The organism is Halolactibacillus miurensis, from assembly GCF_900116255.1.
Lineage (GTDB): Bacteria > Bacillota > Bacilli > Bacillales > Amphibacillaceae > Halolactibacillus > Halolactibacillus miurensis.
Genome location: NZ_FPAI01000003.1, coordinates 1 through 16,709, shown reverse-complemented (window position 1 = coordinate 16,709; position 16,709 = coordinate 1). Strand labels below are relative to the sequence as shown.

Genomic DNA, 16,709 nt, shown 5'->3' with positions numbered 1-16,709 from the left:
TTTCTGTGTCGTATGAAAAAAACATAACCGTAAAAACTAATAAATAATGAGACAATAAACAACTAGATAATTGAACTTAAAGGGGAATATACAGATGGAAAAATTATTTGTTGAAGGTGGGAAGAAACTAAAAGGTCGCGTGCATATCGGTGGGGCAAAAAATAGTGCAGTTGCACTCCTTCCAGCAACGATTCTTGCGGATTCTGAAGTCACAATCGAAGGATTACCGAATATTTCAGATGTCGATACATTAAGCGCCTTACTTGAAGATATTGGCGGTGTGGTAACAAAGAAAGACCATGCCGTCACGATTGATCCAAGTAACATGATTTCTATGCCGTTACCGAATGGAAAAGTAAAAACATTGCGTGCGTCTTACTATTTTATGGGTGCGATGCTCGGTCGGTTCAAAAAAGCCGTTGTTGGTCTACCTGGTGGCTGTCATTTAGGTCCGCGTCCGATTGACCAACATATTAAAGGCTTTGAAGCCCTTGGTGCTGAAGTGACGAATGAACAAGGAGCGATTTATTTACGTGCCGATGAGCTGAAAGGTGCGCGAATTTATTTAGACGTTGTTAGTGTAGGAGCAACGATCAATATTATGCTTGCGGCTGTGCGCGCAAAAGGTAAAACCGTGATTGAAAATGCCGCAAAAGAACCGGAAATTATTGATGTTGCGACATTATTAACGAGTATGGGGGCTAAAATTAAAGGGGCCGGTACCGATGTGATTCGGATTGAAGGTGTTGACCAACTCTCTGGTTGTGTCCATACCATTATCCCGGACCGCATTGAAGCAGGCACGTATACGATTATGGCTGCTGCTCAAGGAGAAGAAGTGTATATCGATAACGTTATTCCACAGCACTTAGAGCCTCTTATTGCGAAATTACGTGAAATGGGTATTGATATTACCGAAGATGAAGAATCACTTATTATCAGACCGAAACAAAAACTGTCGGCGGTCGATATTAAAACACTCGTTCACCCAGGCTTCCCGACAGACTTGCAACAACCTTTTACAGCCTTACTCACTAAAGCAGAAGGAACGGCAATTGTCACGGATACCATCTATTCTGCCCGATTTAAGCATATTGATGAATTGCGCCGAATGAATGCTAAAATCAAAGTAGAAGGCGCGTCAGCGATTGTTCAAGGTCCCGTTGTCTTACAGGGCGCGAAGGTACGGGCGACAGATTTACGCGCAGGTGCCGCACTTGTCGTGGCTGGGTTAATTGCCGACGGCGTGACAGAGATTACTGGCTTAGAACATATTGATCGTGGCTATGAGAACCTGATTGAAAAGCTCGAATCGTTAGGCGCAAAAATCTGGCGCGAGAAAATGTCTAAAGAAGAAATGTACACCTATCAAGAAAATTAATAAAAAGTTTCATAAGTAAGACGTCCGTCCTTAGGGCGTTTTACTTATTGACTCTTTACAAACGTCTGATGATTCTCTACAATATAGACAAAAAGAGATAGCTTCGCTATGTATCAACAGAAAAACAACCTCTTAAATCATTACTCTTCCAGTTTTGACATTCATTCAACCGTCGTTAAGATGAATATCCCATATAGTGTCATCAATAGGTGACGCATACATACAGTCTTGTTATTGAACGGAAGTGGCATAGTAGGACGTTTTGTCAGTGTGACGTTAGCGATAATGAACGTATATGAGAGGTAAGATGACCAATCAAAGTTCATGTGTGATTCCATACATGTAAAAAATAAGTAGAATAGGTGATGATCAATGTGTCTGAAGTAACGATTTCAGCATTAGAAACCATGACACTGAAAGATTTGTATGCGCATGCGCGCGAGTTTAAAGTGTCTTACTATGCAAAATTAACGAAACGCGAATTAATCTTTGCGATTTTAAAAGCCCAAGCAGAAAAAAGCGGCTTTTTATTTATGGACGGTGTGTTAGAAATTATTCCATCGGAAGGGTTTGGCTTCTTACGTCCAATTAACTATTCCCCAAGCGCAGAAGATATTTATATTTCCGCCTCCCAAATCCGTCGCTTTGATTTACGTAATGGCGATAAAGTCTCTGGTAAAGTCCGTCCACCAAAAGAAAATGAACGATACTATGGTCTCCTTCATGTCGATGCCGTCAACGGTGAGGACCCGGAGATGGCGAAAGAACGGGTACACTTCCCAGCTTTAACGCCACTCTATCCAGATCGCCTCATGCATTTAGAACTTGAACCGGAACAATTATCTACCCGAATTATGGACGTGGCGACACCGGTTGGTTTCGGCCAACGTGGTCTCATCGTGGCCCCACCTAAAGCAGGTAAAACCGTCTTACTAAAAGAGATTGCCAATAGTATCTCGTCCAATCACCCTGACGTGAAACTGATCGTCTTACTGATTGATGAACGCCCAGAAGAAGTAACAGATATTGAACGTTCCGTTGCCGCTGGTGTGGATGTTGTGGCGTCGACGTTTGATGAAGTACCAGAAAATCATATTAAAGTATCAGAACTTGTCTTAGAACGTGCGATGCGTCTCGTGGAACATAAAAAAGATGTGGTCATCTTAATGGATAGTATTACCCGTCTTGCCCGGGCGTATAACTTAGTGATTCCTCCTAGTGGACGAACGCTCTCAGGTGGGATTGACCCAGCTGCTTTTCACCGTCCGAAGCGATTCTTTGGGGCGGCGCGAAATATTGAAGACGGCGGTAGCTTAACGATTCTTGCGACAGCGCTTGTTGAGACAGGTTCACGTATGGATGATGTGATCTATGAAGAATTTAAAGGAACGGGCAATATGGAACTTCATCTTGATCGTAACTTGGCGCAGCGCCGAATTTTCCCTGCGATTGACTTGGCGCGCTCAAGCACACGTAAAGAAGAATTATTGCTGAAAGAAGACCAGTTAGAAGCGATGTGGATGATCAGAAAAGCGATTCAAGATTCACCTGATTTCGTTGAACGGTTTATTCGTCGCTTTAAACAGACGAAAAATAATGAAGAACTGTATCAAAGCATCTTTGAAGAACTAAAACGTAAAAACAAAAACTAAACTTTTTTGTTGTTTATATTGCATTGCCTCGATGAGGCTGTTATAATCTTAACGTATGAAAAAATGCCGTTTGGAGCACGTTGGTGTTGTAAGCGAGCGAAAATTTAACTCTGTTTCTAAGGATTCAGGGCAGAAGGAGTGTAAGAGACATGAGAAAAGGCATTCACCCAGAATACCGTAAAGTTGTATTTCTTGATACAAGCTCTGACTACAAGTTCTTAACAGGATCAACAAAGTACTCAGAAGAGACTATTGAGTGGGAAGATGGTAACACTTACCCATTAATCCGTGTTGAGATTAGTTCAGATTCTCACCCATTCTACACAGGCAAGCAAAAAGCTGACAAAGCTGGTGGCCGTGTGGATCGCTTCAAGAAAAAATATAACCTTAACTAATCAAGCGTCGTGTACGCTAAAGAAGAGCCATCCTTTTTGGATGGCTTCTCTTAACTTAAAGGTAACGTATAAACAGGCAGATCACTTTTGCCTGTTTTTATTTTGTTGTTAAGTCTCATTTTCATTAGAATGAGACCATACAACCAATAATAAAGACTAACATAATTAATGAAGATCAAGAGATACAAAGATAATCAACACGACTTTAGGAGGCAACCGGTATGTATATTATGAAACAAAGTGGTTGGGTAGAACTTATTTGTGGCAGCATGTTCTCAGGGAAATCAGAGGAACTCATCCGCCGGATTAAACGGGCAACGTATGGTAATTTAACGGTGCGTGTGTTTAAACCCGCGATTGATAATCGCTACCATGAGGAGTCTGTCGTTTCCCATAATGGTAACTCTATTCTTGCCCGTCCTGTTGAGAAAGCAACTGATATTTTAGATCATATTACGGATGATATTGATGTGATTGGGATTGATGAAATTCAATTCTTTGATGAGGCGATTGTATCGATTGTCGACCAACTGGCCAATCTGGGTCACCGCGTCATTGTCGCAGGTCTTGATACGGATTTCCGTGGGGAGCCGTTTGGCGTCATGCCAGAACTCATGGCGATGAGTGAAATGGTGACGAAACTAAATGCGATCTGTCCGCAGTGTGGGTCACCTGCCTCACGAACCCAACGCCTAATTAACGATGCGCCTGCGTCATATGATGACCCGATTATTTTAGTCGGTGCGAGTGAATCATATGAACCACGTTGTCGCCATTGTCACGTCGTGCCAAACAAACCCGTTGAACATAAAATCATTCGGGAAGAAACAAAAACAAAGTAAGATGTGTTCTCAACGCGTGCTGTCTAACTGAACTTAGTCATTTAAAAAAACATTATAAAAACACCGCTAAATCAAGAAGGTCGAACCCTTCATGTAGCGGTGTTTTTTATATCGTGACGTGATGGTGGTATTTTTTAGTCGTTGATAATGCGAATAAGGTCATAATGAAAGAATCGTCTATTTCTTTTTTTGTCATCTCCATAAATGAAGGATAATTCAATGAGTTGATTGAGACTTTTTCGGATGGTTACTGGTGCTAATTGTGTCTCATTTTCTATTTGATGAACAGTTGCGATCGGATATTTAAATAGAGCATCCCAGACTTTTTCTGTAGAGGGTTGCTGTATCTTGTTTAATCCTTCTTCAAATAATCGTTCTGCTTGTTCAAGTTTGTTAATTTGTCGGTTAGCCATTCGAATAGTAGCTTCAAGAAAAAAAGTGATCCAATTATGCCAATCCGGCTCATGTTTATTTATAGCGCGAATCCTGTTTAGCATACTATAATATTTGAATTTTTCTTTTTCAAGTTCTTCACTTAGGAAAAAAGATGGCGAATCAATGATGTTTGAATGAAGCATATAAAGAACGATGAGGATTCTACCTAATCGGCCATTCCCGTCTAAAAAGGGATGAATAGATTCAAATTGCGCATGAATGATAGCTGCTTTAATTAAAGGATGAAGATTGTCTTTGTCTTCATCCATGTATGGATGACCATTAATGTATCGTTCTAAATTAGCCATATATTCACTCATTAATTGTGGTTCAGGCGGAACGTATGAGGCGTCTTTTATTTCATTTGTAGGTCCGATAAAGTTCTGGACCGTCCGATATTCCCCTCTAGCACTTGTAGAACCACGACCGTCATTCATTAAGGTGTTATGCATGTCACGAATTAAACGCTCTGATAAGGGGTAGCCTGCCTGAATCGTTTCTATTCCGATGGTTAATGCTTTTTGATAATTTCTTACTTCTATCTTTTCCCAATCTTCTTTTTGATCGATCTCATCTTCAAGCATCTCACTGAAAGTGACTTGTGTTCCTTCGATTCTTGTAGATTGAACAGACTCCTTTAGTGTGATCAGTTGCAGAAATGATTCACTGACTAATGAATCGCGCATTTTTTGTTTTAGCTTTTCTAACATCGATGAAGCTTCAACGACTTTCTTATAAAAACTAAGTTCAGATTCTGCATCAAATGTGATGGGAAGAAGGGGTAACGCATATGGCTTTTTCATTTTAACACCTCGTTTAGGTTATAATGTATTAATATTATAACCTAAATAAAGAAAAAGTAAACATTAACGATATATATACCTTATAAAATATCGTTAATAATTATATGCTGACTCTAATGTCTGAAACCTTCAACAGACAATATACCTGAACAAATAGTGTGTGGGCGCTGAAGTTTTTTAGAAGTGATTTAAAAGTGGCGAAAGGATGCTGTTTTTGCGTATGAAATAATGACTTTAACGACCACAACCATAAACGCAATCACGATGATCGAAAAAGACGTTCTTCCGCTAAAGCTTTTTTCTAGCAAATATTATCCATGTGTTTTACACTAGAATAATCAGATGAATAAATCATCCGGCATGTATGGTTGAAACAGGACACTGACAGTAGACAGTACAGACGGTGATAGAAAAAATGTTAAAGAAGAAAGGACATCGACATAACATGACCAAACAACCACAACAGTTAATTCAAGCCGTTCAAGAAAATGATTTAGACAAGGTGAAAGAGATACTTGCAAGTAAGGACTATGACATCCATGCACAAAATGAGCGCGGAGAGAGCGCGTTACTGATTGCCACACATCACAACCAAATAGACATCGCAAAACAATTAATCTTAGCGGGTGCCGATGTTAATCAACAAGACCACATCAAAGACAGTGCTTATTTATACGCCGCAGCACAAGGCAAGACTGAGATTTTAGCATTCATCATCGAAAATAGCCAACCTGATCAACACGTTTACAATCGCTATGGTGGGAATACGCTTATCCCAGCAGCTGAAAAAGGACATTTAGCTAACGTGCGTTTACTCTTAGCGGATGGCGCAGTTGATATTGATCATCAAAATAATTTCGGTTACACGGCTCTAATTGAAGCGGTCGCTTTAAGAGACGGCTCTAAGCTGTATCAGGACATCGTTAAAGTACTATTAAGCTATAACGCCGATCGCACCTTAAGAGATCATGAAGATAAAACAGCCGCGGACTATGCGAAAGAACTGGGTTATCAAGAATTACTAGCCATGCTAAAAGAATAATATTATGAGAGATTACCATGAGGAATTAAGAGGATAAGTGCCTGTCGCTTAGCTAAAGGCTAAATTGAAAAGGTTAATAATGAAATCTAAGGAGGTGTTTTCAGTGACAAGAAAAACGTATACGGGAAAAACAATCACGTCATCAGGACCTTATTCACATGCAGTGGATGCGGGGGACTACGTGTTTTTCTCTGGTCAAACAGCCTACAATGCAAAAGATTATAACGGGGAAACATGTGATATCACCACTCAAACGAAGAGATGTTTTGCGCACTTAGAAGACGTTATGGAAGAAGCGGGTGTTAGTTTTGATGATGTCATTAAAGTTAATGTCTATCTAACGGGGATGACACACTTCAATGATATGAATAATGTTTATCAAACGTATTTTCATACACCTTTCCCAGCAAGGACGTGTGTGGCGGTGTATGAATTACCACTAGGCGCTGACGTTGAGATCGAATGTGTCGTTAAACGACCGTAAATAGTGAAGGCTAGCCCCTCTCTTGGGACAGACGCATGTCTAAGGGGAGAGGCTAACTTTTTACTGTATCAACTAACAATAGCGTCGCGAATAGCCTACATACCGATTCGCTTTTGGATGCATTCAATCAGAATTGTCACGACAAAGGCAAAAGTGATCATGCTAAATGATGGAATAATAAATGATCTTCGTCTTTGTTGTTCATTACGTTTAAAGCGCGTAGGGTCATTGACAGATGATACATGATAGAGTGGGAAGAAGGGAAAAGATAAAAATTTTTAAAAGTTGTTGACAATCAAAAACACATCGTTTAATATAATACCTGTAACCGATTACACCTATTTTTTTGATCAATGAGTAACCGATTACACATGAGGGAGGCGTTGTTGTTGGCCACAATCAAAGAAGTCGCAAAACTTGCAGGAGTGTCAGTCGCCACTGTCTCTCGTGTACTGAATAATCAAGGGTATGTCCATCTAGATACACGTGAAAAAGTTGAAAAGGCGATAAAGCAATTGAATTATACACCTAATGCGGTAGCGCGTAGCTTGTTTAAAAAAGCTTCTAATACGATCGCCCTCATTATACCTGACATTGCGAATCCATACTTTCCGCAATTAGTGAAATGGATTGAAAAAGAATTAACAGAAGCGGGTTATGATTTATTACTATTTAACAGCAACAATGATGTCGATAAAGAATTACGATTAATTTACTTGCTAGAAGCGAAGTACATTGATGGCTTATTGCTTGTATCGAATCATTTAACGAAAGAAGACGTAAAAAAAGTAACGCTTCCGATTGTCGCACTCGATCAATTTCTTGATGAAGACATTCCATCGGTGACCGTTAATAATTATCAAGGAGCCAAAGAAGCGGTGCAGCATTTAATTGATTCAGGGTGTCAGTCCATTGGCCATATCGTTGGTCCGCATGACAGTTATACATCCAAGCACCGATTAAGAGGTTATCTTGATGTGATGAAAGAACAAAATAAAACCCCGCGTATTGTTGAAGGGGAGTATGATTTAACAACCGCGATGGAACAAACAGCGCTTTTATTAGAACAGTATCCAGACATTGATGGCATTTTCGCTGGGAATGATGTGATGGGGATTGGGGCGATTAAAGTCATTCAGTCACTCGGTCTAAGCGTACCAGATGATATCGCTGTCATCGGGTTTGATGGTATTGACTGGGGCACAGTGATTACACCGGAACTGTCGACAATGGCTCAACCGATTCAATCACTCGCACAAGCTGCAACCCAACTCGTGTTAGATTTGATTCAGAAAAAAGAACAGCAAAAACACTATCAATTTCAAGCCACATATAAAAATAGACAATCAACCAAGTGAAGGGAAGGGATTTACACGTGATTACAGTAGTAGGAAGTTTAAATATTGATTTTATTACGATGGCGGATCGCTATCCTAAGTTAGGCGAAACGATTATTGGAGAAAGCTTTAGTCAAGCCTATGGAGGTAAAGGTGCTAATCAAGCGGTGGCAGCGGCTAAATTAAGCAGCAAAGTCAACTTGATTGGCGCGGTAGGACAAGATACGTTTGGTGATGAGTACTTAGCTTACTTAGAGAAACAAGCCGTCTCTACGAACAATGTGGAACGGGTTACACATCACACAGGAACCGCCTCAATCACTATCGCAGAAGAGGATAATGCGATTATCGTCACACCTGGGGCAAACTATAGTTTAACACCCGCTGATATTGACCGTCACCAAGACATTATTAAACAGAGTACGCTCGTACTGATCCAGTTAGAAGTGAAAAACGATACAGTCGAACGGGCACTCGAAATTGCCTATGAAGCAGGTGTTCCGGTCATTTTAAATCCAGCACCGTACCGAACGATTCCGAATCATTGGTGGCCGATGGTGACGTACTTCACACCAAATGAACATGAACTGGCACTCATGTTGAAAGAAACAACGTTAGATGATGAGAAACGCCAAAAAATTATTACCACCCGTGGTGATAAAGGGGTTACTTTTTACGATGAAGGTGAGGAAGTCGCGATTTTGCCGCCAAAAATACACGTCGTTGATACGACCGGTGCGGGTGATACGTTCAATGGTGCGTTGGCACACTTCTTAGCTCAAGATGTTCCACTGAAAGAAGCCTTAAAAATGGCGGTGTATGCGGCTAGTATGGCGACAACGAAGTTAGGGGCTCAAAGCGCGATGCCTCATTTAACAGAATTACAAGCAATGGTAGACGAAAGCTATGTTAACTGACTGCTTTCGTGTGACAACGCATACACTGACACCTGACATATATATTGAGCTAAGAAATAAAGTCGCTTTCAAGCCGTATGCTTATGAAGATGTGGTCATAGCCTTGCGGCATACGTTATTTTCCATCGTCATTTTTGATGGAGATAAGCCCGTGGCGATTGGCCGCGTCGTAGGAGATGGCCGGATTGTTTTCTTTATTAAAGATGTCGTGATCGACCCAGACTATCAACGTCAATCACTCGGTAAGATGATTATGAACGAGATTGACGGCTATATTGACATGGTCGGTTGTGACGGGGCATATATCGCCTTGATGGCGACACCAGGTACAGAGGGATTTTATGAACACTTAGGCTTTATCCAAAGACCGAATGACGGCTTAGGTGCCGGTATGGTGAAGTTTTTACACAAATGATGTGTTTAACATAAATAACAAAAAAACTAGGAGGAATTATAATGACAAAACGACCAATTATTATTGACACAGACCCAGGGATTGATGATGCGGTTGCCCTTGCGATTGCTTTATTTAGTGAAAAATTAGATGTGAAGCTTTTGACAACGGTTGCTGGGAATGTCGGATTAGATAATGTGACAGATAATTTATTAAAGATTCTTGATTACGTTGAGAAAGATATCCCTGTCGCAATGGGAGCAGAGGAGCCGTTATTAAAAGAAATGAGTGACGCAAGCTCGGTCCACGGACTAAGCGGTATGGAAGGATTTGAATTTGATCCCCCATCAAAACGTTCACTCCTTGATGAGCATGCGATTACCGCAATGAGACGCGTGATTCTCGCAAGCGACGAACCAGTCACTCTTGTACCAATTGGACCACTCACAAATATTGCTTTACTGTTAAAAGTCTATCCAGAAGTCAAACAGAATATTAAAGACATCGTCTTAATGGGTGGGTCAGTCACACGAGGAAACAAAGGTGTGATGGCAGAATTTAATATTTATTTCGACCCAGATGCGGCGAAGATCGTCTTTATGAGTGGATTACCGATTGTCATGGCGGGTCTTGATGTTGGAATGAAAGCGCTTGTTTTACCTGAAGATAGTGAAAAGATTAAAGATTTAAATAAAACCGGCACAATGATTTATCACCTGTTTAAATATTACCGCGGGGGGAGTATGCAGACGGGATTAAAAATGTACGATAGCTGTGCGATTGCTTACCTATTAAAGCCTGAGTTATTTACCACCGTCGATACTTTTGTAGATGTGGAAACAAAAGGCGCGTTAACTGAAGGATGTACGGTCGTTGATTTGAAAGGTTACCTCGGAAAAGAACCGAATGCGACTGTTTGTACCGATATTGATGGTGAAGCTTTTAGACAATGGTTTGTTGATTCAATTAAAACGTGTATATAATCTAACAAATAGAATGGAGTGTTTATTATGACAGATATCATTATGTACCTTTCGGCAATTCTTTCCGTTGCTTTAGTTATTTATATGCTAGCGAAGAAGATGGATATTAAGATTACCTTGTTCTTTATGGGGATTTTACTGATGATGATTGCGATGCTTTTAGGTAACGATATTGTAGGTATTGAAGAAGGCACAGGCTTTAAATGGATTGATCCCATTTTAGCTGTCGTTGATTCATTTAAATCAACGCTTACACGTGCAGGCTTTATTATTTTAATGTTAGGTGGTTATGCGGCTTACATGTCACACATTAAAGCCAATGACGTGACAGTCAGTGTCCTAACGAAGCCGTTAAAGAAAATTAATAACGTTTACATTTTAGTCCCGATTGTGTTCCTGATTGGTAACTTATTATCACTCGTTATTCCGAGTGCGTCTAACTTAGCCATTATTTTACTTGCGACATTGTACCCGATTTTACGTGCAGCGAAAATGCCAATCTTAACGATTGGGGCATTAATCGCGACAGCGGCGACGATTATTCCGACACCGTTAGGTGGCGATAATGTGGCGGTTGCGAATGAACTCGCGACGTACGCAAACTTTAGTGGCTTAACAGTTACAGAATATGTATTAAAATATCATGCGATTGTCTCTATTCCAACGTTGATTCTGATTGCGGTTGTGCATTACTTCTGGCAAAAACATTCTGATAAGAAAGACGGTCGTCAATTAAACCAGACAGAGGATGTCGAGATTAAAGAAGTTGAAGCGATTGAAGGTGGCAAACTGTATAAAACCGTTTACGGCTTGCTTCCAGTCTTACCGATTATTTTACTGATCACGGTCTTTATGCTCGATGTGTTAGCGGGAATTCAAGTCGCGCTGAGTGTTGAGATTGCGACGATTCTGTCATTAATTGTGGCGATTCTTTGCGAAATGGTACGCGTACGTAAAATGAAGCCCGTCCTAGACAGTACGGAAACATTCTTTAAAGGTATGGGTGGGGCGATGCCGATTGTGGCTTTACTTGTCGCGGCTTCTGTCTTTGTTCGCGGGTTACAATCCATTGGTCTGATTGATGCCCTACAAACGGCGATGCTTGGTGCAGATGCCTCAAGTCAAGGCTTTATCTTACCACTGATACTTGTCGCTTTAACGGCCCTTATTGTTATTATTAGTGGCAGTGGTGTGGCGCTGTTTTATGCGATGGTCCCACTGATGGTGCCACTGGCTGACGCGGCGGGTATTAATCCGATTGCGATTACTGTTCCTATGGGACTAGCCGGAAACTTATTACGTGCGGTTTCTCCTGTTGCGGCGGTCATTATGATTATTTCAGGCTCATTAAAAGTCACGCCACTGGCGATTGTTAAAAGAACAGCTGTGCCAATGTTAAGTGGTGTCGTGTTCATGTTTATCCTATCCATGCTCTTCTTCTTATAAAAAGAGGCTAGTTAAAATGACTTTAAGTGATTGATTGTCACTTAAAGTCATTTTCTGTTTGTGAAGGATAGACGGAGGCAATCACAAAAAGGAGTGTTCAAAAAAGTGATGCAATATCTTCAACAGACGGAAACGAAAGCACAACACCTTTTGACTGAGAGAAGATCCTGTTATATAATAAAGGGTAGGCTAAATAACGGACATAAATATAAATGAGGTGAATCACCGTGTTAGATAAATTACAAGCATTAGAAGCACGTTATGAAAAGTTAAATGAATTATTAAGTGATCCGGATGTGATCTCAGACACAAACAAACTACGTGAGTATTCAAAGGAACAATCCGATCTTTCTGATATTGTCGCCACTTACCGTGAATACCGTGATGTAAGTGAACAATTAGCGGGTGCAAAAGAGATGTTAGACGGGGAAAAAGACCCGGATATGCGTGAGATGGTGCAGATGGAAATTGACGAACTATCACCACAAATTCCTGAGTATGAAGAAAAGTTAAAAGTTTTGATGTTGCCAAAAGATCCGAACGATGATAAAAACGTTATTATGGAAATCCGCGGGGCAGCGGGTGGTGATGAAGCGGCCTTATTTGCGGGTGACCTATTTAGAATGTATACCCGCTTTGCCGAAGCACAAGGCTGGAAAGTCGATGTGATGGAAAGTAGCGTCACTGGTGTCGGTGGCTATAAAGAAGTCATTATGATGATTAACGGTCGCGGGGCGTATTCAAAACTAAAGTTTGAAAACGGGGCTCACCGGGTACAACGTGTACCTGAGACCGAATCTGGTGGCCGGATTCATACGTCAACCGCCACTGTTGTCGCACTCCCAGAAGCAGAAGAAGTCGAAGTCGATATTCACGATAAGGATATTCGTGTGGACACGTTCACCTCAAGTGGACCAGGGGGACAAAGTGTTAATACAACGATGTCAGCGGTTCGTTTAACGCACGAACCAACCGGGATTGTTGTGTCGATGCAAGATGAAAAATCACAAATTAAGAATAAAGAAAAAGCGATGAAGATTTTACGTGCCCGTGTGTATGATAAGTTCCAACAAGAAGCACAGGCGGAGTTTGACTCGAATCGTAAATCAGCGGTAGGAACAGGGGACCGTTCCGAACGGATTAGAACGTATAACTTCCCACAAAACCGTGTGACCGATCACCGCATTGGTCTGACGATCCAAAAACTTGATCAAATTCTTCAAGGTAAGCTGGATGAGTTTGTGGATGCGCTCATTATGGAAGAACAGACAAGTAAGATGGACCAGCTAGGTGAGTAAGATGAGACCGACTATTCAAGAAGCCCTCAACTGGGCTTCTCTTTTTTTGAAACAGCATAACCGAGAAGAAAAAGTGGCGGAGTTATTACTGATTCATGTGCTCGGACTGTCGCGATTAGACTTTTTAATGCAGCTACAAGAACAGATACGACCGGATGTGTATGACACGTTTAAACAGATGGTGACCCGTCACGCAACAACAGGCATCCCCCTACAACATTTAACTGGGGAAGAACAGTTTTACGACCGGACATTTAAAGTGACAAAGGATACGCTCATTCCGCGTCAAGAGACAGAAGAGTTGATGTATTATTTACTAAAAGATTTAAATAAACGCCCGCATTTAACGGATGTTGTTGATGTCGGGACGGGTACGGGTGTCTTAGCGATTACGTTAAAGTTAGAACAACCACACCTCAACGTGTATGCAGTGGATATATCTGACGCAGCACTTCGTGTCGCAAAAGACAATGCGAACACATTAGGCGCTCTAGTGACGATGCAGTCCAGTGACTTTTTGTCTCACTTTATTGAAACAGATCAACATGTCGATGTGATTGTCTCTAATCCCCCGTATATTCCCTACAGTGATTTGGATTCACTCAGTGATACGGTGAAAAATTTTGATCCACATTTGGCGCTTTTTAGTGAAGAAGATGGGTTATACAGTTACCGCACAATTATCGCCGGGGCCACACACGTATTAAGACCTCACGGTCTGATGGCGTTTGAGATTGGCCACAATCAAAAAGAAGCGGTCACTGCGCTTATCAAGCGTGCTTTTCCAGACGCAACAGTGGAAACAAAACAAGATATGTTTGGTAGAGACCGGATGGTCTTTATGTATCAAGATGTTTAAATCCATCTTTCCTTGGTCATACTGCGACTAATAGAAACTGTCCGTCAGTATGAAAGGAACGATTTGTGATGAAACGAAAACACGTCAGTCATGTTAAATATCGTCGCTACTTCAAACGAAAAAGAGTTGTCGATCTTGTTATCATGTCGGTAGCTTTGGGGCTTATCCTCATACAGCTGATGATGCCTGAAAAACAACAGGCCTTAGGTTATGATGTCGATATTCCAGAAGAAGCGATTCGACTAAGAATTTTAGCCCATAGTGATGACACTGTCGACCAAGACATGAAGCGCCAAGTGAGAGATGACGTCTCCCGTTACGTCGCTGGTATGATGACAGACATCACGTCAATTGAGGAAGCAAGAGACGCCGTCACAAAAGCCTTACCAGAGATTGAACAAGTCGTTGGCGCCTCTTTAAATGAAGCGGCTTATCCCCATGCGGCAACGGTGACTTATGGGAAGAACATTGTTTTTCCAACAAAGGTGTATGATACCCGTGTTTATCCACAAGGGGAATATGAAGCCGTGCTCGTGACCATTGGTGACGGTGAAGGTAAAAACTGGTGGTGTGTCTTATTCCCTTCTCTTTGTTTTGTGGATTTTAATGGCGATGTGACACTAGACCAGAGTCATACCGAACCTAAAGATGATCAAATAGAAAGACCTTCTGACAACAGAGAAACAGAAGACGAGATAAATGAAGCTTCATCTGAGGAAGATGAAAGTGAAACAAAGCCTGAAGCAAAGTTTTGGTTAGTGGAACAAATCAGTAAGCTTATCCACACGTTCAGTGGATAACGATGTGGATAACCGGCTAGTTTACCCACATTTACACTAGAATTCGTGGATAAGTCTGTGTATAATCAAAAGAAGAAATGAAAACACCCACTTGTGGATAAGTGGATAAGATTTCAAATAGCTTGTGAAACATAAATATAACCGTTGTCCACATTCTGTGGATAACCTGTGGGGAAGTTGTGAATTTTTTAAAGTGAGGTGTCAATATGACAACATCATTTTTACTATGGAATGATGAGAATATACAAAAAGTGAGTGAGTGGCTAAAGCAAGGAGAGGTTGTTGCTTTTCCAACCGAAACCGTTTATGGTCTAGGGGCTGATGCAACCAATGAAGTAGCAATCGGAAAAATATTCAAGGCAAAAGGCCGACCAAGTGATAATCCGTTGATTGTCCATTTAAGTGATGTTGAACAGATGTCACGTTATGTGACGGAGATTACGCCGATAGCGAAACAATTAATTGAGGCGTTTATGCCTGGACCACTCACGGTTATTTTAAAAAGCAATGGAAAAATCGCGAAAAATGTCACGGCTGGTCTAGATACGGTGGGCTTAAGAATACCGGATCACTTAGCGGCGCGTGAGCTTATTAAAGCGTGTGATTTACCGATCGCCGCACCAAGTGCTAATCTTTCAGGTAAACCATCACCAACGAGTGCCGTGCATGTGTATCAAGATCTAAAAGACAAAATTACGGCCATTCTAGACGGTGGGCCAACGGGTGTTGGTGTCGAATCAACCGTTGTTGATTGTACCGGTCAGCATGCGGTGATCCTAAGGCCCGGTGGAATCACGAAACAAGACATTGAACACGTACTACAGGCACCAGTCGAAGATGCGACCGTACTTGAAACAAAAGACAAGCCAAAGTCACCTGGGATGAAATATACGCACTATGAACCGGAAGTGCCGATGATTCTGATTGACGGGGATGATGATTATTTTAGAACGCAAATCAACCAGTATCAATCAGAAGGAAAAAAGGTTGGTTTATTGGTCAGTGAAGAACTCGCAAGGCAATCTCAAGCCGATACGGTGATGACGGTCGGTACGAGAGAAGATATTGCGACCGTCGCCAATCAACTCTACCATGCGCTCCGTTCTTTTAAAAAGACTGATGTTGATGTCATCTTAGCGGAAACATTTAATGAAGATGGCGTCGGTCAAGCGGTGATGAATCGAATGAGAAAAGCAGCCACGTATATTGATATTGAAGACAAGTCGAAATAGAAAATGAATATAAACCGTTCGTAATCACTAGCGTGAAAGAAACACTTCTTAATAGGAAGCGGTAAATGCCGTTCCTTTAAGAAGTGTTTTTTCTTTCTGTTCTTTGAGAATGCCCTCTAAGAAACGTTAATACAAAACTATATAAAGGATGAGCATATACCAATCAAGACACCAACCATGATGTTAACCAAGCTGCCCTCAAGCTATCACCTAAGTCATCCCTCAAGCTAAAGTAGATGCTGGGAATTAGGGCTCTATACTAAATGTGGTGGTACCCCTTGATCTGACATGCCCTTAGCTTATATCAAAAAAATACACTTATACACCCTCATTTGTTAAACTATAATCGACGAAAAAAATAGAGAAATGAGGGGTATAAGTGCAAGACAAGTTTATCATAAAATTGTTA

General features: G+C 41.2%; 16 protein-coding genes. 15 read left to right on the top strand and 1 reads right to left on the bottom strand.

What is annotated here, in order from left to right:
• Nucleotides 1-94: 94 nt before the first annotated feature.
• The 4 genes from murA (at nucleotide 95) to BM390_RS02920 (ending at nucleotide 4,270) form a co-directional block, all read left to right on the top strand.
• Nucleotides 95-1,381, top strand: coding sequence for a UDP-N-acetylglucosamine 1-carboxyvinyltransferase (gene murA / locus BM390_RS02935; RefSeq protein WP_062320325.1), 1,287 nt, complete (start codon nucleotides 95-97; stop codon nucleotides 1,379-1,381).
• A 374-nt stretch (nucleotides 1,382-1,755) separates the two neighbouring features.
• Entirely contained in the window at nucleotides 1,756-3,033 is a 1,278-nt protein-coding gene (rho, locus tag BM390_RS02930; RefSeq protein WP_089852868.1) for a transcription termination factor Rho, read from the top strand.
• 149 nt (nucleotides 3,034-3,182) lie between these two features.
• Nucleotides 3,183-3,428 carry a type B 50S ribosomal protein L31 gene (locus tag BM390_RS02925; protein ID WP_062320327.1) on the top strand — a complete coding sequence of 82 codons (246 nt, stop codon included), beginning with the start codon at nucleotides 3,183-3,185 and terminating at the stop codon, nucleotides 3,426-3,428.
• A 221-nt stretch (nucleotides 3,429-3,649) separates the two neighbouring features.
• Nucleotides 3,650-4,270, top strand: coding sequence for a thymidine kinase (locus BM390_RS02920; protein WP_062320328.1), 621 nt, complete (start codon nucleotides 3,650-3,652; stop codon nucleotides 4,268-4,270).
• Between the two features lie 134 nt (nucleotides 4,271-4,404).
• On the opposite strand, the gene BM390_RS02915 is transcribed toward BM390_RS02920, so the two are convergent.
• Nucleotides 4,405-5,508, bottom strand: a complete 1,104-nt coding sequence (locus tag BM390_RS02915) for a Fic family protein (RefSeq protein WP_089852867.1) — start codon at nucleotides 5,506-5,508, stop codon at nucleotides 4,405-4,407.
• A 445-nt stretch (nucleotides 5,509-5,953) separates the two neighbouring features.
• Here BM390_RS02915 and BM390_RS02910 point away from each other — a divergent pair, with 445 nt between their 5' ends.
• The 11 genes from BM390_RS02910 to BM390_RS02860 all read left to right on the top strand — a co-directional run bounded on the left by BM390_RS02910 (nucleotide 5,954) and on the right by BM390_RS02860 (nucleotide 16,300).
• Nucleotides 5,954-6,550 (top strand): ankyrin repeat domain-containing protein, encoded by a 597-nt coding sequence (locus tag BM390_RS02910; RefSeq protein WP_246806778.1) that lies wholly within the window; start codon nucleotides 5,954-5,956, stop codon nucleotides 6,548-6,550.
• A gap of 103 nt (nucleotides 6,551-6,653) precedes the next feature.
• Complete coding sequence (locus tag BM390_RS02905; RefSeq protein ID WP_089852865.1) at nucleotides 6,654-7,034, top strand: RidA family protein; 381 nt, start codon at nucleotides 6,654-6,656, stop codon at nucleotides 7,032-7,034.
• A 389-nt stretch (nucleotides 7,035-7,423) separates the two neighbouring features.
• The gene (locus BM390_RS02900) at nucleotides 7,424-8,392 is read left to right on the top strand and encodes a LacI family DNA-binding transcriptional regulator (protein ID WP_177220607.1); all 969 of its coding nucleotides are present in this window, start codon (nucleotides 7,424-7,426) and stop codon (nucleotides 8,390-8,392) included.
• A gap of 17 nt (nucleotides 8,393-8,409) precedes the next feature.
• On the top strand, nucleotides 8,410-9,288 hold the full coding sequence (gene rbsK / locus BM390_RS02895) for a ribokinase (RefSeq protein WP_082394410.1): 879 nt from the start codon (nucleotides 8,410-8,412) through the stop codon (nucleotides 9,286-9,288).
• A complete protein-coding gene (locus BM390_RS02890; protein ID WP_089852863.1) occupies nucleotides 9,278-9,703 on the top strand; it encodes a GNAT family N-acetyltransferase in 426 nt (141 codons plus the stop codon). Before rbsK ends, BM390_RS02890 begins: the two co-directional genes overlap by 11 nt.
• A gap of 41 nt (nucleotides 9,704-9,744) precedes the next feature.
• Nucleotides 9,745-10,665 (top strand): ribonucleoside hydrolase RihC, encoded by a 921-nt coding sequence (gene rihC / locus BM390_RS02885; RefSeq protein ID WP_089852862.1) that lies wholly within the window; start codon nucleotides 9,745-9,747, stop codon nucleotides 10,663-10,665.
• A 27-nt stretch (nucleotides 10,666-10,692) separates the two neighbouring features.
• Entirely contained in the window at nucleotides 10,693-12,111 is a 1,419-nt protein-coding gene (gene dcuC, locus BM390_RS02880) for a C4-dicarboxylate transporter DcuC (RefSeq protein ID WP_089852861.1), read from the top strand.
• Between the two features lie 227 nt (nucleotides 12,112-12,338).
• Nucleotides 12,339-13,409, top strand: a complete 1,071-nt coding sequence (gene prfA, locus BM390_RS02875; RefSeq protein WP_062320345.1) for a peptide chain release factor 1 — start codon at nucleotides 12,339-12,341, stop codon at nucleotides 13,407-13,409.
• A gap of 1 nt (nucleotide 13,410) precedes the next feature.
• Nucleotides 13,411-14,268 carry a peptide chain release factor N(5)-glutamine methyltransferase gene (gene prmC / locus BM390_RS02870; protein WP_089852860.1) on the top strand — a complete coding sequence of 286 codons (858 nt, stop codon included), beginning with the start codon at nucleotides 13,411-13,413 and terminating at the stop codon, nucleotides 14,266-14,268.
• Nucleotides 14,269-14,336: 68 nt separating this feature from the next.
• On the top strand, nucleotides 14,337-15,068 hold the full coding sequence (gene spoIIR / locus BM390_RS02865) for a stage II sporulation protein R (protein ID WP_089852859.1): 732 nt from the start codon (nucleotides 14,337-14,339) through the stop codon (nucleotides 15,066-15,068).
• A 206-nt stretch (nucleotides 15,069-15,274) separates the two neighbouring features.
• Nucleotides 15,275-16,300, top strand: a complete 1,026-nt coding sequence (locus BM390_RS02860; protein WP_089852858.1) for an L-threonylcarbamoyladenylate synthase — start codon at nucleotides 15,275-15,277, stop codon at nucleotides 16,298-16,300.
• Nucleotides 16,301-16,709 lie beyond the last annotated feature (409 nt).